The 16673-nt window shown below is 42.1% G+C and carries 17 protein-coding genes and 1 pseudogene; 1 reads left to right on the top strand and 17 read right to left on the bottom strand.

What is annotated here, in order from left to right:
* Positions 1–9: 9 nt before the first annotated feature.
* From LJD34_RS08015 to LJD34_RS07995, 5 genes and pseudogenes are all read right to left on the bottom strand, one after another.
* Positions 10–420: pseudogene (locus LJD34_RS08015) on the bottom strand (pyridoxamine 5'-phosphate oxidase family protein); the annotation flags it as partial.
* A 57-nt stretch (positions 421–477) separates the two neighbouring features.
* A complete protein-coding gene (locus tag LJD34_RS08010) occupies positions 478–2154 on the bottom strand; it encodes a DUF4368 domain-containing protein (protein WP_227359587.1) in 1677 nt (558 codons plus the stop codon).
* A gap of 94 nt (positions 2155–2248) precedes the next feature.
* Entirely contained in the window at positions 2249–2401 is a 153-nt protein-coding gene (locus LJD34_RS08005; protein WP_077715702.1) for a transposon-encoded TnpW family protein, read from the bottom strand.
* A gap of 457 nt (positions 2402–2858) precedes the next feature.
* Complete coding sequence (locus LJD34_RS08000) at positions 2859–3098, bottom strand: helix-turn-helix domain-containing protein (protein WP_077715701.1); 240 nt, start codon at positions 3096–3098, stop codon at positions 2859–2861.
* Positions 3095–3514, bottom strand: coding sequence for an RNA polymerase sigma factor (locus tag LJD34_RS07995; protein WP_195523108.1), 420 nt, complete (start codon positions 3512–3514; stop codon positions 3095–3097). Before LJD34_RS07995 ends, LJD34_RS08000 begins: the two co-directional genes overlap by 4 nt.
* Before the next feature lie 597 nt (positions 3515–4111).
* Between LJD34_RS07995 and LJD34_RS07990 the strand changes: the two genes are divergently transcribed.
* Positions 4112–4468: a helix-turn-helix domain-containing protein gene (locus LJD34_RS07990; protein ID WP_077715699.1), complete on the top strand. Its 357-nt coding sequence runs from the start codon at positions 4112–4114 to the stop codon at positions 4466–4468.
* Positions 4469–4555: 87 nt separating this feature from the next.
* Here the strand turns inward: LJD34_RS07990 and LJD34_RS07985 are convergent, their stop codons facing one another.
* The 12 genes from LJD34_RS07985 to LJD34_RS07930 all read right to left on the bottom strand — a co-directional run bounded on the left by LJD34_RS07985 (position 4556) and on the right by LJD34_RS07930 (position 16644).
* Positions 4556–4729 carry a cysteine-rich KTR domain-containing protein gene (locus LJD34_RS07985; RefSeq protein WP_055058897.1) on the bottom strand — a complete coding sequence of 58 codons (174 nt, stop codon included), beginning with the start codon at positions 4727–4729 and terminating at the stop codon, positions 4556–4558.
* Entirely contained in the window at positions 4726–5493 is a 768-nt protein-coding gene (locus LJD34_RS07980; RefSeq protein WP_077715697.1) for a MerR family transcriptional regulator, read from the bottom strand. Before LJD34_RS07980 ends, LJD34_RS07985 begins: the two co-directional genes overlap by 4 nt.
* The gene (locus tag LJD34_RS07975; RefSeq protein WP_077715695.1) at positions 5486–6397 is read right to left on the bottom strand and encodes a DUF2268 domain-containing protein; all 912 of its coding nucleotides are present in this window, start codon (positions 6395–6397) and stop codon (positions 5486–5488) included. The genes LJD34_RS07980 and LJD34_RS07975 overlap by 8 nt, the downstream gene beginning before the upstream one ends.
* Positions 6398–6547: 150 nt before the next feature.
* Positions 6548–7525 carry a serine hydrolase domain-containing protein gene (locus LJD34_RS07970; RefSeq protein ID WP_077715693.1) on the bottom strand — a complete coding sequence of 326 codons (978 nt, stop codon included), beginning with the start codon at positions 7523–7525 and terminating at the stop codon, positions 6548–6550.
* Positions 7526–7602: 77 nt separating this feature from the next.
* A complete protein-coding gene (locus LJD34_RS07965; RefSeq protein WP_077715691.1) occupies positions 7603–8424 on the bottom strand; it encodes a MerR family transcriptional regulator in 822 nt (273 codons plus the stop codon).
* A gap of 201 nt (positions 8425–8625) precedes the next feature.
* Positions 8626–9534: a conjugal transfer protein gene (locus LJD34_RS07960; RefSeq protein ID WP_077715689.1), complete on the bottom strand. Its 909-nt coding sequence runs from the start codon at positions 9532–9534 to the stop codon at positions 8626–8628.
* A 16-nt stretch (positions 9535–9550) separates the two neighbouring features.
* On the bottom strand, positions 9551–10555 hold the full coding sequence (locus LJD34_RS07955) for a lysozyme family protein (protein ID WP_077715687.1): 1005 nt from the start codon (positions 10553–10555) through the stop codon (positions 9551–9553).
* A complete protein-coding gene (locus LJD34_RS07950) occupies positions 10552–12882 on the bottom strand; it encodes a CD3337/EF1877 family mobilome membrane protein (protein WP_144005147.1) in 2331 nt (776 codons plus the stop codon). Before LJD34_RS07950 ends, LJD34_RS07955 begins: the two co-directional genes overlap by 4 nt.
* The gene (locus LJD34_RS07945; protein ID WP_077715685.1) at positions 12882–15332 is read right to left on the bottom strand and encodes an ATP-binding protein; all 2451 of its coding nucleotides are present in this window, start codon (positions 15330–15332) and stop codon (positions 12882–12884) included. Before LJD34_RS07945 ends, LJD34_RS07950 begins: the two co-directional genes overlap by 1 nt.
* A complete protein-coding gene (locus LJD34_RS07940; protein WP_077715683.1) occupies positions 15316–15708 on the bottom strand; it encodes a conjugal transfer protein in 393 nt (130 codons plus the stop codon). The genes LJD34_RS07945 and LJD34_RS07940 overlap by 17 nt, the downstream gene beginning before the upstream one ends.
* A gap of 93 nt (positions 15709–15801) precedes the next feature.
* Entirely contained in the window at positions 15802–16299 is a 498-nt protein-coding gene (locus tag LJD34_RS07935; protein ID WP_077715706.1) for an antirestriction protein ArdA, read from the bottom strand.
* Between the two features lie 120 nt (positions 16300–16419).
* Positions 16420–16644 carry a hypothetical protein gene (locus tag LJD34_RS07930; RefSeq protein ID WP_107571751.1) on the bottom strand — a complete coding sequence of 75 codons (225 nt, stop codon included), beginning with the start codon at positions 16642–16644 and terminating at the stop codon, positions 16420–16422.
* Positions 16645–16673 lie beyond the last annotated feature (29 nt).

Here is a 16673-nt window from a genome sequence, read left to right as displayed (position 1 = left end):
ATCAAGAATCTAAAACAGATCTTGATAGTTTTTATTAACAAGTTCAATTGCTTGTTTTCCTGAAATATGTTCAATAGTAATTTCTATGCAACAAAGAGCTTTCCATTCTCTCTGTATTTCTTTTTCAACAGTAACTTCATCTTCATTATATTTCAAACCTAATGTTTCAATCGCATGATAGATTTCATCATCTTCTTGTAAGATTCTTGCTTTCCCAAAAAGAATGACACTTCTAAAATAGGTTGTTAATTCTTCTTCAATGACATCTTCTTGATCAATAATACTCATTGATACTTTCGGATTATTCCTAATAGCATCTATTTTATGTCCTTCTTTAGCACCATGAAAATAGATTTTTCCATCTTCATAAACAAAATTCATCGGTACTGAATAAGGATAACCATCATCCCCTGATAATGTGAGGGTTTGGTAAGGATGTTTTTAAGATTTAGGTTTTGCGGTATAGTATGTTATGTACTATACCGCTTTTCCTTTCCACAAAATGACCTTTGAATGGTCGAATACTCCGATATGGTTATAGATAATTTCAATTTCCTGTAAACGTTTACCGCTGCTCTTATCAGGAGCATGGACAATAATTTTGTCGATAAACTCATGCACAATTTCTGGTGTGAGTTCTGTAAGGTTAGTGTACTTGCGGACTACTGAAAGAAATTGCTTTACATCCACAGATTGTTTTTCTTCTTTCTGTAATTCTTTCTCTAAGAAAGTCTGTTCTTCCTGCAAAGTATGTTGTTCTTCCTCATATCCTTTTGAAAGTTTCATAAAGCGCTCATCTGAAAGTTTTCCACTAATATTGTCTTCATAAATCCGTTGAAAAATTTTGTCCAACTCTTGAATACGGGAATGGATTTCTGTAAGCCGTTTTTTCTTTTGCGACAGTTCTTTATTTCTTTGCCGCATATCCGTGTCCATGACCATCTGAACAAATTCATCTTCATAATCTGATACATAGCGGATAACTTCTTTCAGGTTTTCCAACACAATTTGTTCGACTACTACATTACGAATATAGTGCATAGTACATGATTTTGAATTGTGCCGGTAATTGCTGCATACAAAATTATGTTTCTCTGCGCTCTGTGCCATTTGCCTATGAAATGTCATTTTGCTTCCGCAATCTGCACAGTAGAGCAAACCAGAGAACATAGGCATATCCCCCATTTTGGTAGGGCGGCGTTTTCCAGAACGGATTTTCTGTACAATCTCAAAGGTTTCCTTGTCAATGATTGCTTCATGGGTATTCTCAAAAATCTTCCATTGTTCAGGACTGTTATCAATTTTTTTGCGATTTTTATAAGACTTAACATGGGTCTTAAAATTCACAGTATGTCCTAAATAGTCCATTCTTTCTAAGATATGAGATACCACAGTTGCGCTCCACAGATACTTGTCAGGTGGAAGAACGGTTCGTGGCTTTTCCCCATGCTCTAGCGCATAATAAGTAGGGCAAAGAATTTTTCTTTCCGTTAGAATATTGGCAATTCGTGTCGGTCCGTAACCATTGACACATAAACGGAAGATTTCCCGAACTACTTCGGCGGCTTCTTCATCTATAAGCCATTCCTTTTTATTGTCTGGATTCTTCATGTAGCCATAAGGAGCGTGAGAACCGATATGTTCACCTGCCATTCTTTTAGAACGCTTGACTGCACGTATTTTTTTGCTGGTGTCCTTTGCGTACCATTCGTTGATTATGTTACGAAATGGGGTAAATTCATTATCTCCCACATGACTATCCACGCCATCATTGACAGCAATAAAATGGACATCCATGTTCGGGAACATAATTTCTGTGTACATTCCCACTTGCAAATAATCACGTCCAAGTCTTGACATATCCTTGACTATAACGCGTTTGATTCTTCCTGCTTCGACCTCTGCAATCATTCTTTGAAAATCCGGTCTGTTGAAGTTTGTACCAGAAAATCCATCATCTACAAAAAACACATAAGGCTGATACCCGTGCTCGATTGCATAACGCTTCAGGATTTTTTTCTGGTTAATAATACTGTTTGAATCACCCTCCTGTTTATCGTCTTGTGAAAGCCGACAGTATAATGCGGTTAATTCCTCTGTTTGATTTCCCATCGGATAAATGGAAGTGATAGTGCTGTTTGACTGCTGTAACATAAGTACCTCCTATCCGACAGTCAAACAGACAATGCTTTTACAACTTTATTGTACCGCATTTTCTGTTTCCTGTCTGCCTTATTTTATCTTAAAATTATTGTTTCAAATCATTGCGGATAAGCCTTTTTACTTTCGTTACTGCGTCTTCCTGCGCCTGTTCTTTTGAGCGGGATTTTACCACATAGCAGGTGTTTCCTATCTGGTATTCTCGTATCATTTCAGGGTCAGGATTCTTTGTATTTTCCATAAGATAACAACCTCCTGTTATTTTCTTTGAAGCAAACCGAACAGCTTTCGCTAAAGCTCATGGGAATCTCACCCCTGCATGGTTCTCATCCAGCCGTACCCTTTGCCAGCGGTGCTACATCATCACACGGACTAAGGCTGTACGGAAGTATCATTATTACGATGGAAAGGTCATGGCGGCAGCTTTTGCGGTAAGCTGCTTATGGAACGCTGGCAGGAATCGCTATCCGTTTTCATCCCTCCTTTGGTGGGTTACGGCGTGCCAGCCCAACGGCTCTCTTTCTATCGAAACGTATTCGGCTGCTTTATGCTGCGTTGATTAGACGCTTTCTTTTTCAAGGAACAATCCGGCTTTGTCAGCCTGTTAAAATGCACTGGTGATAATGCACTTTAATAGACTGGCAAGCTCTGTCTGGGAAGCATGAGCTTGTCCATGCTTCCACAGGAGAGCATTATTTCTAGGTGGGTTCCCTGATTTCAAAAGATAAAATCTTTGCAATCAGACGTGTTTCCATCCGGCGGCGTAGGGTTTCATCTACAACCATGTGGGTATTCCCGTATTCGTCTTTCATGGGACGCATGGAACGGCTGGCAATAAAACCGCTATAATGGCGTACAATCTGGTTGATTGCTTCAATATCACCGTCCGCAGCCCTTACAATTACAGGAAACGGAATCATAGGGTGCTTTGCTGTCATGCTTCTTCCTCCATAAATTTTTTGATAAATTGCAGTCCGGCGTGTCTTCTTCTCTGGATGGTAGAACGATTAACTTCCAGAATTTTTGAAATTTCTGTATCGTCAAATCCAAGAAAATAATATCTCAGGATAACATCACGTTTCTTTCCATCCAGACTTTCTAATGCTTCTGCTAACAGGCTGTTTTCAATACGGACAGTAAATCCATCCATTTCAAAAGTATGGAAGTGGGATGGATAGGTGTCTTCGGAAGAAAACAGATTAACGGTGTAATCGTCCATATCACAAAACAGGGTTTCCCGTTTGCACTGTCTGGACAACGCTTTGAGATAGTCTTTGCGTTCATCCTCCATAGCGACTTTACAGATGTAATCAAACTGGTTCTCTATGGTTGTCTGAAATTCAGATGGCTTCATCATTGCTCACCTCCTTTCTAGCCTTGAAAGGGAGCGAGTTGATAAGAATTTCTGCTTCTTTCCCCCTTTTCGCTCTTAGTCCCGACAGGACAGGGGGTGCAGTTGCGTTTTGAGAAGAAAAATTTAAAACCTTTTTCTTCCAACTAAAAAAGCACGCAAACAGACGATATTTCTGCTTGTGTGCTTCGATAGTTCTTTCTATGTATTCTGAAAAACCATATTGAGGGTCAGACTTTTCTAGTGTAGGTGGATGGCTTTTTTTAACGGTTTACCGAATGTAGATATATTTAAGAAAATATTTTGCATAGCGGCTTCCTCCTGTAAGCCGCTGTCTGTATAAAGTAGTAGACTTTAAAAATCATCTATATTTCATGCAAAAAAAGACGGCGGCTTTTGTTAAACCGTCGTCTGGAAAAGATGATGTGATTTTTGACGCAGGGAAAGTATGCTGCCAAATAACGGTTTTTTTTATTTCCGTTTCGGCAGCATAGTTTTATCTTTGATACGCATAATAGGAACTGTACAACTATGTAATACGTTTTTCTATACCTGTCGCTATTACAACAGGAACAGTAAAATGTACAGAGGTGGTGTATTATGCGTAAAAAAGAAGATAAATATGATTTCAGGGCGTTTGGGCTTGCCATAAAAGAAGCCCGTAAAAAACAGGGTTTGACCCGTGAACAGGTGGGAGCAATGATTGAAATTGACCCACGCTATTTAACCAATATTGAGAATAAAGGGCAGCACCCAAGTTTACAGGTGCTGTACGACCTTGTATCTCTGCTGAATGTATCAGTGGATGAGTTCTTTTTATCCTCTGATAGTCTGGCAAAAAGTAGCAGACGAAGACAGTTTGAAAGCAAAATTGACAATTTTACAGACGCAGACCTTGTTATCATGGAAAGCGTTGCTGATGGTATTGTCAAATACAAGGAAATGGAAGATAAATAACTTCTATTGCCTACCAGAATAGGACTGAAACTAAAATGAGCCGATAGTCTATAAGTTTCAATAACTTATAAATTATCGGCTCTGCGTCTAAGCGTCTGGCTCTTTGATAATTTCTATTTTGAAGTTATTTACGCATATCAAACTTTCTTTTTTACATTTTGGACAATACAACGGAAAGTTTTTTAGCTGTGTATCTTTTCGTATTTTAATCCTTGTTTTATTGTTGCATATAGGACAAATAACCCACTCCATCATATTCATTCTGAACCCCTGCAAAAAATTTGTATTGCTTCATTAAAAAAAGCTGCAAGATTTCCACTACTAAATCTATTTATAAAAGTGGTAAATCTTTCATCTGTAATATAGAGAACTCCCAAATTAGATAAAATTTGTTTATTACATTCATAAAAGTGTTCAGAAATATATTGTTGCCATTCATGTACTATTGCTTGTACTTCTGGACTTTCCGCAGGACTATTTTCATACATAGCTAGTTTTTCAAAAATATTGCGAGCCATTGAATAAAAAGATTCTATTTCTTTCTCTTGTATTTGCTTTGAATGGGAAGAAAACATAGTCTTGTATTCTCTGAAACTTTCAGTATTTCCCCATTGTTCTAATACTTCTTCTTGAAATTGCGATTGTAACTCAAGTATTTTTGCATTTGAAAATGCAGAAAATTTAATTTCTTTATTTCCGTTGATTGTGTCTTTTACAAGTGAAATCAAAGCTTCTATTCGTTCTTTCTGAGCTTCCAAAATCAGTACATGACTCTCTAATGCTTCTGAACGAACATAATGAGGTGAATCCAGCAGTTCCTTAATTTCTTTTAGGGCGAATCCAACTTCTCTAAAAAACAAAATTTCCTGAAGCCTAGTTAAATCGTCGTCTGTATACTGACGGTATTTTGCTTCGGTTATAATAGACGGTTTTAATAAACCAATTTCATCATAATAATGTAGTGTTCGAGCAGTAATACCTGTTAATTTAGCAACTTCATGGACTGTTTTAGCTTTTTCATTCATTCCAAAAATCCTCCGTAGCATCTAAAATTTCTTTTGCAGGTAATAGAGTTGCTTCGACAATGTTTTTTCCAGTCTTTTGCAAGTAGTGTTTAATCAAGTGATAGCCACACGCATATCCGGAACAATAGGGTAATCCGACCTGAGGATAGTTTTGTAATGCTGCCATTTCATCACCATAAAGGTATGCATTCAGATTTTCTAATCCTTGAACATTTAAACCGTCCCGAATAATAGGCTTAATATATTCATTTAAGGTTTCTATATCAGTTTTTGTTACCCAAGGACCTGCTTTATCTTCACCATACAGAAATGTTGCAAAGTTTTCTGCCAACCCCTCATTGACTATCATTTCACCAAGAGTGATGTCATTCTTCCATTTAATAAATTGAAATCGTACGTTGTGATTAGTTTCATGTGCTAATGCTACATGAAGATGTGATAAAGTGTATTCATTAGGTAGTAACCAAGAAAAAATATATCCTGGAATACCACCATCACCGCAGTAACCATCATTTAAAATAATGTAAGGATTCTTAGCATTTGCAAGTAAAATTGTAAACGCATATTCTTTAACGGGTAGATTAACACCGTGTTCAACAAAGCAATTCAACGACTGCTGAATGGATAACTCACATTTTTCCCAGAGTGTATTATCAGAAATTAGATTAATATTATTTTGTTGCTTCTGGTCAACAGCGGTTGGGGCGATATGCCCAAGCATTTCGCTTGCCATAATTACATCATATCCATTAGGCGTTAGAGCTTTCATAGGAACACTATAACAAGCCCACTTTTTTTCAAAAGGCTTCATAAGTTCATATCTATAAATGTCATTTTTTTTGTCTAACGGTGCACTCATAATTTTTGAATAAACTTTGTCAGAACGGATAGCGGATATTTTCATAATTCTAGTTCCTCCTTTTGATTTTATCATATACTATGACGTAACGTTAAAGTCAATAGGCAAGTTAAAATTATCACAAATATTTCACTTGAAAAGTAAGATGCTACCTAATTTCCGCTTCGGGTGCAAACCGGATTCAGCAGTTCAGAATTAAATTGAAATAAACGGCTCAATATACTTTTGTATAAAATCTATACGGTCGAATATGGTTGGCTTAAAATATGATGTAACTGCTATCACTATATTTTCTAATGAATTTACATATATAACATTCCCACTATTTCCTATGGCTGCATATACATTTTCATTCACAATCCACCAAAGATACCCATAAGACATATTTCTAAATTCTTCTCCGCATTTATAATTTGGTTTTGTTATTTCTTCAATCCATTTAGATGATACAAGTTGTTTTCCATTATGAACACCTTTATCTAAACAAAGTTGTCCAATTTTCGCCATATCTATTGCAGAAAAGCATAAACCATATCCAGCCGTACCTATTCCTTTTGGGTCACAAAACCATATATTTTTTTGCGGTTCTTTACATATAGTAAAATGTTTATGTTCTTCGGCAGTTTCTGCTAAATAATTTATATGTTTTTCTACTCCAATAGGTTCAAATAAAAACTTATTTGCAAAGTCCACGACTTTCAGACCACTCGTTTTTGATATAATACCAGTTAGTATATGTATGCCTAAAGTTGAATATTTGAATTGTCCAGTCAATCCTTTTCTTCCACCTAGAAAATCTAAAGCTGAAACCGTCCAATCATCACTTGAACAAATTTTAGTCCACGGTTCGTACTTATACTTATATGGTGCAGTCATAGTCAGTAAATGTTTGATTGTAACTTTTTGAATTGTTTTTTCTCCTCTTTTAATTTTGTATTCAGGGAAGAAATCTAGTACAGGTTGGTCTGTGCTTTTTATAAATCCTTTATCAAGTGCTATCCCTACAAGTAGTGCTACGATACTTTTGGTTGCAGACATAACATGGCAAGTATCTATTTTTTTATAATTATTCCATTCATCAGAATAAACTTCTTTACCGTCTTTATAGCATGATATTTGACAGATATTAGGCTGTTTTTCTTCAATAAAATCGTGTAGTTCTTTTCTATTCATAGTATCAATCTCATCTCCATTTCACGTTATCGTATCTGAAACTTCTATTCACAAAAATTTTAATCTTTGATGTATACCTATTTCTTTTTTACTGGATAATAAATTTCAGTTATAAATTCATCTTCGTTTGAAGTTTGTGTTGGGTCAGTAATATAAACTTCATAAAGGGGACCATTGTTTTCATAACCATTCTGTTCTGCCCATTTACATTGTTTCGTATAAATAGATGGCAAATTAGAATATCCGCCATGTAGAGTTGTTTTTAAACATAGTCCCGGATAAAAATCTCTTGTTCCCGTGACAAATTGCTTTACTGGAATAGCAAATTCGGTATCTAATCCCAAAGGAGTAAACTCATCACTATGAAAAAGTACCATAGGCGGAGCAGTGGCGGTTAATTTGTCATATTGAATTTTCCTTAATATTGAATTAAAACAATAAGCGTATTGTTCTTCCATTTCAAACTTATAAACCATTTTACGAATAGAAACCAAATACATAACCGGTAATTCAACAAGTTGTACATCAATCTTATTCAAATAAGACATAATTGATTTTCCTTGTTTCAAAGCCGCTATATCTTCATTTAATCGTTCTGTAATTTGCGAATATATCTGTATTTGTTTTTCTAATTCTACCTTTTTCTTATAAAGTTCTATGGATAATTTTTCATTTGGTATTTCTTCAGATGTAATAATTGCTCTAATTTCTTCCAAAGAAAAATTATATTGTTTTAGACGGTTAACAAATAACATGGTTTCTAATTGCTCAATGGAATAATATCTATAACCGTTCTCTTGATTGATTTTACTGGGATTTATAAGTCCGATTTCATCATAATAACGAAGTGTTTTTGTAGAAACTTTACATATCTTTGAAAATTCACCAATAGATAACATAAATCTCATCCTTTCAATTTACTACTTCCACACTTATAGTACACCTTGCCGTAAGGGTAAAGTCAATGTGATAATTCTATATGCTATCCTCCATTTACACATAAAATAACACGATAAAAAATAAATTTCCAACTATTTTTAGTTTTATAAAAAGGCTTGTATGCCACTAAAAAGCAAGATACAAGCCTTTATTATTTAATGTTATCCAACAATCTTCCAGTTTTCCCCGTTCTTTTCCAGCACAAGGTCAAACTGTGATACCTGTGTTGTCATGGTCTGCTTATCCAGATATTTCACTGCAAGGGAAGCGGTCACCTGATTTCCGTTTCGATTGTAGACCGGATTTACCAGTTCGGAGAAAATATATTCTTTTCCCACAGGTTTCAGCACACCCTCATTTACATAATAGGTCAGCTCCTTTGCGGTTGCCGTAGGGTACAGCTTGAAAAAGGTAGTGAGAAATTCGTTGATGTCCTCCGTGGTGATGGAATCCACCGTACCGTCACTTTGTACTGCTTTTGGCGTATAGCCGGATTTTACGGGAACGCTGGTGATGGTTGGGTTCTGGATAATCGTCAGGTTTCCAGAGCCGTCCACATAGACCGTCACCTGATAGGCGGAACGGACGTTTTTACTGGATTCTCCCGCTGTGATACGCTGTTCCACCGTATAGGTCACTTGATAATGCTGCTCCTTTTCTTCTGTGATTTCCCATATCTGAAAATCGGTCAGGGCAGACGATACGGGGATGTCTTTTCGGACAGTATCTACATTCAGGGCTTGCAGTTCTCCGGTGAGATAGCCTTTTAAAGCATTTGTCCGGTTATCAATGGAAGCAGCGGACTGTTCCCATGAATAGTAGACTTCTGCGAAATTCTCCACAAAATTCTCTATCTTGTGGGTGTCGAGGATGGTTTCCTCAATTACTTTGGTTTCATGGACAGTATGAATGTCTATCGCCGTGAAATTCTTATAGACGGCAAACAGGAAGCTCACTGCCAGCAGCACCCACAGGGCAATCACGGTTTTTTTATGGGTATTGACTTTGTAGACTTTCAGTTTCTTTTCTTTCTGCTTTTTCTGGTTTTCCTCTTTTCTAATCTGAATCATATCGGGTCATCCTTTCTTATTGTTTGATTCGTCCGGCTCCGGCAAGGTGCTGTTGCCAGTAGGAGCCTGTCAGGTCTGCGTAACCAATGGGATTTCCGGCATGGTACATCCGGTTATTTCCCACATACAGCCCCACATGGGTGATGTAGGTTCCGGCGTTGTAGGTGGAGTGGAAAAAGACTAAATCCCCTGCTTTTGCTTCGGACAGGGGGATGTGCTGCGTCACATTGTACTGTTCCTGTGCTGTCCGTGGCAGGGCGATTCCTGCCTTGCCATAGCACCACTGCACCAGTCCCGAACAGTCAAAGGAAGTGGAGGGGGAATCGCCCCCATACACATACGTCCAGCCCTCATACTTTAAGGCTTCGTCCATGATAGCCTGTACCGTTTCATTATCAAACTGTGCCACGGTCAGGTATTGCGATACCAAGAGGACATAGAACATATTCCCGTAGGAATACCGCCAGCCCCCGTTTTTCTCTACCGCAACAGGGTTAGTGTAGGTGACTTTCTTTCCGCCGGATTTGTCCCTTGCGAAGCTCTCTGCCAGTTCAAAGGTGTATTTTTTTCCACGTCCTGCCACATAGTCTAGGAAACCGCCGCCGTAGTTGTAGGACTGAATCACACTGTTTAAGTCACAGCCCTTTGTTTCTGCCGCTGCGAGCAGTTCCGAGAAATATTTGCAGCCCTGTTTGATGGATTCCTCTGTGCTAAGGGAGTTTGGGGGAAGCCCAAGGGATTCCGAGGACTGCATAACGTCTTCCAGCGTGCCGCCGGATTCCACCTGAATGATGGCGAGCAGCACATTTAAGTATTCCTCTATGCCATATTCCCTTGCATACTTTTCCAGCATAGGCTTATGGGCGAGGACTTCCTGTGATACGCTCACGCCCCCATAGATAAGGTTTCCGCCGCTTCCGCCGTCTTCCTCATCCGAGAAGACAATCACCACCAAAAGGAGCAGGGAGAACATCATCACGAACACGCCGGAACAGGCAAAGAAAAGGTGTCTTAACTTCATGGTTTCTCCCCTTTCTTTTGTTTGGCAGCCGCTGTTACCGTTTTTGTCCACTCCTTTCTGGCGGTGGTACGCCGGATGGTAAAGTTCGATTCTTTTACCGCAGGGGCAGCCCGTTTTCTTTCCGGTATCACAGGAGCCGTATTTGCCTTTTGTCTTTCCTCTGGTTTGTCTGGGGAAGCCGGAGGGAGTATCTGGCGTTCTGTCCTTGCAGACGGTATCTGTTCATGGTGGATGGAAGCTGCCTTTACTACCGGAACCGAAGCCCGTTCTGCCACAGTTCCCCCATAAGGAACCTGTCCCCGTTCCCTGATGGATGGGGAAACCGGCTGCATGGCTGGTTTTCCTGTATGAGTGGTATCTGCATGATGTCGGAAATCTTCCGGCTGCTTTGCAGTAACAGGGCGTTCATGGACGGGAGCCGCCCCTTTGGGGGATTCGGAAGCTGTCTGTTGCGGCTGTTTTGCCTGTTCCAGTTCCGCCCTGCGTTCTGCAATGGTCTGTCTGCGGCTTTCTGCCTGTGCGTTCCGCTGTTCGGCTCTGGCAGTTCGGGTCTGGGTCACGCTGGAAGTAAAGTCCCGTACTCCCTCTGATACCTGTGTTTTCCCGTGGTAAAGGGCATACTTTGCATTGACGGGCAAATCCTTTGCCTGCTCCCGAAGCTGTCCGGCAGTATCGGCTATCTTATCTTTGGTATCTGCCACCGCACCCACAGCAGAGCCAGCCCGTTTCCATGCAGATTCCTTTTCTGGTGCTGCCCGTCCGTTTGGTCGGGTGTGGTCTGCCTGTGTATTTTTGGAAGTACCGGAGTTGGAAGCAGTTCTCTGGTCTGAGCCAGCCTGTTTTCCTGCATGGTAGGCAGCCGTACCAGCCCCAAGAGCTGCCACAGAACGCCCTAACTTATGCTGTAAACGGTGCATATGGGCGTGCATGAGCATACGGGGTCTTCGCATGATACGGCTCCCCATACTTTGGGAATCGCCGCTCTGTAAGGAGAACATCCCCATCAAATCCCCCAGCTTAAAATAAATTCCGGCAAAGGTCACTATCTGCAAGAACGCCGTCAGGAAGAACGGATATTCCCCAGACAGGTTGTAGAGCATGGTGGAAATGCTGAACGCTACCGTGATAATCAGGGTGATTCCGGCTCTGGTAAGGATGGTATTGAACAGTTTTGTAATGGCACGTTTGGACATCCCCTCAAAAGAGGGAACCATGCTAAGGAGGAAGCTCACAGGCAGGAACATGGCGTAGATGATAAAAAGCACCTGTGAAAAAATCATTATCCCCGTGAGCAGGAATACAAAAACGGAGATACCGATATTGAACATGAACAGGAAGAAGACGGTTCCCAAGCGGTTGATGGTCTTTGTGATGGTAAGGTTGGTATTTTCCCTGTCTTCGATTTCCTCCACCACGATTTCTTCCCTGTCCTGCCCGTTGTTTTCGTCTGGACTGGTTGAGAGCAGGTGTTCCACACGGTCAGCCCCAATACTTTCCACATCCGAGTTGCCGTATTGCAGCAGGAGCCACGGCTGTTTGACCTGAATGGAAAACAGGCTGTCCCGTATCAAATCCACACTGTCTTTTCCCTGGCTTTCCGAGTTTGGCAGCACAATCTTTGTGCCAAGGGTCAGGCTGGCATTGCTGATGTCTGCGGAAAATTCATTGATTTTCCCGATATAATCAGGAGCATAGGCGATAAAGGCAGCGGACAGCACGAACACCACCACGAAATTCACAACGGCATGGATGGCTTTTGTGGTTTCCCGTTTGATAAGCCCTGTGTAGGCAACGTAAATCCCCACCACCAGAATGAGAATCAGCAGGAACCCGATATAAAATCCCTCCGAGGACAAGCCGCCTGTGGTAACGCCTGCCAAGGTCTGCATATTTTTCCCAATGGAATCCGCCGTAGAGGAAATGAAGTCCAACGAGTAGGCTTCCTGAATCAGATACCCTGTGGCGTTGGAAAGGTACAGGCTGATTGTCCAGATAAAATTTGTGATGGCATACAGCCCGTACATCACCTGTTTTCCGATACCGTCCAGCCAGTTCCACGGGAGCCAGTCCCATCCGCTGTCCACATAAAAATCAAGCTGGTAGTTGTCCAGAGGGTATTTGCTGTATTCGTTGGCAGCGTCCACCGTATCATCCACCAGTCCGGCAGCGTGGGCGGCTGTGCCGAAGACTGCAAGCAACAGGAGGATGAGCAGGAGTGCCAGAAGCACCCTGCCAATCAATTTTCCTGCTATTTTCCAAGACAAGCCCTTTTTTGCTGAATAGGGAACAGGGAGTTGCTGCCCGTTGGAAGTTCTATGTATCACCATCAATCCACCTCTTTTCTCATGGGCGGTCTGGTATCAAAGGCATGGAACAGGTCTTCAAAGATAGGATGGAACTGTATCACTCCCACACGCCCGTACAAATCACTGATAAGGCACTGCCCGTTTTCCAAGTCACGGAGCCGCTTCTGGTTGTTTTCATCTTCGGAATCCACCCCAAAAAAGGCGAGGGTCTTCTTGATTTCGTTGATGTCTGTGGAACGGAACGCAAACTTCAAGCCCAGATTGTTTTTCAGCTTTTCATCCAGCAAATCGTCCGTGTTCTGGGTGACAAAGTAAACGCCTGCGTTCATGGCACGTCCGGCACGAACCAGCTTCATAGAGAGGGTCTTGCCCTGTGCCACCTGTAAGAAGCCCCATGCTTCATCCAAATCCACAATCTTAAACACGCTGCGGTCGGTGTGGATAAAGTCGAGGGCAAAGGTGCTGATTACAATGAGCATTGCCACGGAAAGCAGCTCCATTGTGGTGTATTCTTCAAACGAGGTTTCTTTATCCGGCAGCACCAAATCCGCCACCTGAATGATATTGAGCTGCTTTTCAAGGCTGATGGACTGTGTGACATCCCCATCCGAAAAGAGCAGGTGTGCAAAGTCATAGTCCGTAAAGGATTCGATATGGTCGGCTATGCTGGTGCTGATGGTGGTTCCCTCCGCCCGAAGTTCCTCAATCACTTTGAAAAGTCCCCGTTCCTCACTGTTTGTCACTGCACGGATGGCTTTCCGAAGAACAGGGAACTTTTCCCCGTCACGGCTGGAAATGCCGGTTAAAAAGGTCAGGATGTCGATTGCCAGTGATTCGGAATCCTTTGGGTTCTCCATAATCACATAGGGGTCAAGTAAGCCCCTGTTCTGTTCCTCTGAGGTCAGGTTTACGATATTGATTTCATGGGCGATTTCCGGCAGGGTTTCTTTCCAGCGTCCCCGTTCCGCTTTCGGGTCAACAATGAGAGCCTGTGCCCCAAATAGTACGGAATAATAGACAATCATGTTGTTGCTGAATGATTTTCCACCGCCGAGGGAGCCGACAAAAGCGGCAGCAAGGGCGTTGGTAACAGAGCCTTTTACCCCTTGACTGGCAAGGGCAGGTTTTAAGTACACATTTCTTCCTGCATCAAGGCTGTACCCGATATAAATACCCTCTGGTTCCCCCAACATCTGGGTTGCTCCGAAACCAAGACCAGCGAGGAAGTCACTGGTGACATACTGGATGTAATCGTTCAGATACCGTTTGCTGGCAGGGAGAAATTCCCCATGCAGCCCTAGCATATCCCCAAAGGGGCGAACCAGCTTCACGTTCAAATCGTCATAAAAATCTTTCACCTCATTGCAGCGGCGTTTCAGTTCTTCCAAGTCGGGAGCTGTCACACGCACCACATAGGACAGCTTATACATGGATTCCTTGCTCTGGTCTAAGGTGGATTCCAGCTCATTTACGCTGTCTAAAGCGTCCACCACGTTTGTACTGGTTTCACTGTCATTCTGCCATGCGTGGTTGTCCAAATCTTTCAGCTCTTTTTTCTTGTTCCGCACCGTGGAGAGGGCTTTCCGGTTTGTCACAATCTCCACATTCATAGAGGTATCAATGGGAAAGGTGAATTGCTGCTGCTGATAGTAAAAGATTTCCGAGGATGGGAAGTCCAGTTCCCCCACAATGCTGTTGATGGTGAAGTAGGCGGCATAGACCGTCCCGTCTTCCTGTTCGATTTTCAGATACCGCTGGTTTTCCTCTATCAGACAACGGGTGGGTTTGATGAGGTCATAGTATTTCACCAGCGTTTCCTCCTGAAACCGTTTTTTCGGAAGATAATACTCATAATCTTCGTAGGCGGTTCCGGTCTGCCCGTATAAATGCTCAATCAGATAGCCAAAATCGTCCTTATCAAGCCGCCGGACTTTAAAGCGGCGTGAGATTTTATTCTCTAACAGTTTTTCCATCTTCTGAAACCGCCAGATTTCCTCATTGCTCATGGAAACAAAATCCCCCATGAGTTTGTGGTTGACTTCATGGAGAAAATCGGAAACGGCGGTCTTTGCTTCCCTGCGGAACTGCTTCATGGTGACTTCCTGCTCATTGACAAGCAGCTTGAAGCCGATAAAAAAGCGGTAGTCCACCTGATTTTCCCCTATCATGGAAATCAGGGCTTCGGTCTGTGCGTCAATCTTTGCACAGGCAATATCTTTTAACTTGCCTGTTACTTCCTGTTTGGAGCGTTCCTGTGCTGCCCGTATGCTGGATTCGGTGCTGATTTGCAGGGCGTGAATCTTCCCGTCCCTGTTCTGGGCGATAAGCTGCCGGAAGGAATCGTGTACCTGATATTTCTGTTCGGGGCTTAAAAAAGAATAGTTGTAGGGAAGCAGCTCATAGTAAGCAAAGCACTCCCCGTCATGGTTGAACACAAGGTTATTTTCGATATATTTAATCGGATATGCCATAAATATCACTCCTTACTGCCGTGATGGGCTGTGCCGGATATTCCTTTTCCAGCTTCACGGGCTTTCCTGCATAGGTCAGTTTCGGGCGTACCAGATATGCCAGTACGGATTTCAGGAAGCCGTAAGGCTTCTTCCCGTCAAAGGTCTTCTGGCACATGAACCAAGTGAGGGCAAAGGGTACGCCGAAGTATTTCAAAAATGCCCCGTCAATGAACGAAAGGGGAGGGAGGTTCCCTAAGAGTATCACTGCAAACACCGATACCACGAACCACGCCATCTGCGTAAATGTGATGGGGAATGGCAGCTTAAAATCATTGATGGAATAGAGTACCTTTTCCACCGACCAGATACTGGTATAGCTTCGTATTTTCTTCATGTTGTCCGTCCTTTCTAAAAGATGGGGGCAGCAAACGAGCTGCCCCTGAATCAAAAAATCCGCCTGTATTTCCTGAAAGAGATACAGACGGGTCTACCGTAAGATTTCATATACGCCGTGGTTTGTGGCAACAAAGGTTCCCTCCAATTCCATGTCACGCCCATAGGCGGCGTAGTCGATATAGTTTTGTAAGTGTGCCGGAAGTTCGCCAAGCTGTCCGCTTTCTTCCAGATAGCAGCGAGCCACATCCGCCATATCATCACAGCCGGAATGGCAGATAATATCGTCTTCATGCTCACAGAGTTCTTCGATACTGCCAAAGTAGGATTGCAGCTCTGATAGTTCCTCCTGAATGTACTCCGGTAAGTCCTCCACCATTTCACACAGGCGGTTGACTTCTTCAATGGGGGTATATTCGTCAATCTCAAAGGGCAGCTCATAATCATGGATGGCGTATTCCTCATATTCATCATTCAAACCGATACGTTCCTTGACTTCCTCAAAGTCCACAGGCGGCGTGAACCATGCCCCGACCAGTTCGCCCTCATTGTATTTGCCTAAGTTGGCAATGTAAATCCGCATTTCTTCCATAGTGTCACCTTCATTCTCTGTCATGCTTCTTTTGGGGAGTTACGCTCCCCAAGCCCCTAGTGGACTTCCGCCATGAAGCAATCAGAGCTTGCTCCATAACGGAAGTGTAACAAGGGTTTCCTATGCACCGATAATCTTATTGAACAGTTCCAGTAAGATGTCCTTTACACCGTCCGCATTGAAGACCAGACCGACCGCTACAAGGGACACCACCAGAAAACCGATAAGTTTGGAAAATTCCCTCTTAAATCCGAGGTACAGTCCAATCACCACGATTGCCAGCAGCACAAGGGACTGGGCGTTGGATAAAAACCAGTTATATATGGATAGGTAAGTTCCTGATATTATAAATATCTCAAACTTTTCCCCCCATT

Origin of the sequence: Faecalibacillus sp. MSK20_93 (assembly GCF_020589945.1) — a bacterium.
GTDB lineage: Bacteria > Bacillota_I > Bacilli_A > Erysipelotrichales > Coprobacillaceae > Faecalibacillus > Faecalibacillus intestinalis.
Note: the sequence above shows the minus strand (reverse complement) of the source record. Positions and strands in the feature narration are given on the sequence as shown.

Bases quoted from the DNA above. Each gene is read 5' to 3' on its own strand.
- LJD34_RS08010 (WP_227359587.1), bottom strand. From the start codon at position 2,154: ATGTTACAGCAGTCAAACAGCACTATCACTTCCATTTATCCGATGGGA.
- LJD34_RS08005 (WP_077715702.1), bottom strand. From the start codon at position 2,401: ATGGAAAATACAAAGAATCCTGACCCTGAAATGATACGAGAATACCAG.
- LJD34_RS08000 (WP_077715701.1), bottom strand. From the start codon at position 3,098: ATGACAGCAAAGCACCCTATGATTCCGTTTCCTGTAATTGTAAGGGCT.
- LJD34_RS07995 (WP_195523108.1), bottom strand. From the start codon at position 3,514: ATGAAGCCATCTGAATTTCAGACAACCATAGAGAACCAGTTTGATTAC.
- LJD34_RS07990 (WP_077715699.1), top strand. From the start codon at position 4,112: ATGCGTAAAAAAGAAGATAAATATGATTTCAGGGCGTTTGGGCTTGCC.
- LJD34_RS07985 (WP_055058897.1), bottom strand. From the start codon at position 4,729: ATGAATATGATGGAGTGGGTTATTTGTCCTATATGCAACAATAAAACA.
- LJD34_RS07980 (WP_077715697.1), bottom strand. From the start codon at position 5,493: ATGAATGAAAAAGCTAAAACAGTCCATGAAGTTGCTAAATTAACAGGT.
- LJD34_RS07975 (WP_077715695.1), bottom strand. From the start codon at position 6,397: ATGAAAATATCCGCTATCCGTTCTGACAAAGTTTATTCAAAAATTATG.
- LJD34_RS07970 (WP_077715693.1), bottom strand. From the start codon at position 7,525: ATGAATAGAAAAGAACTACACGATTTTATTGAAGAAAAACAGCCTAAT.
- LJD34_RS07965 (WP_077715691.1), bottom strand. From the start codon at position 8,424: ATGTTATCTATTGGTGAATTTTCAAAGATATGTAAAGTTTCTACAAAA.
- LJD34_RS07960 (WP_077715689.1), bottom strand. From the start codon at position 9,534: ATGATTCAGATTAGAAAAGAGGAAAACCAGAAAAAGCAGAAAGAAAAG.
- LJD34_RS07955 (WP_077715687.1), bottom strand. From the start codon at position 10,555: ATGAAGTTAAGACACCTTTTCTTTGCCTGTTCCGGCGTGTTCGTGATG.
- LJD34_RS07950 (WP_144005147.1), bottom strand. From the start codon at position 12,882: ATGGTGATACATAGAACTTCCAACGGGCAGCAACTCCCTGTTCCCTAT.
- LJD34_RS07945 (WP_077715685.1), bottom strand. From the start codon at position 15,332: ATGGCATATCCGATTAAATATATCGAAAATAACCTTGTGTTCAACCAT.
- LJD34_RS07940 (WP_077715683.1), bottom strand. From the start codon at position 15,708: ATGAAGAAAATACGAAGCTATACCAGTATCTGGTCGGTGGAAAAGGTA.
- LJD34_RS07935 (WP_077715706.1), bottom strand. From the start codon at position 16,299: ATGGAAGAAATGCGGATTTACATTGCCAACTTAGGCAAATACAATGAG.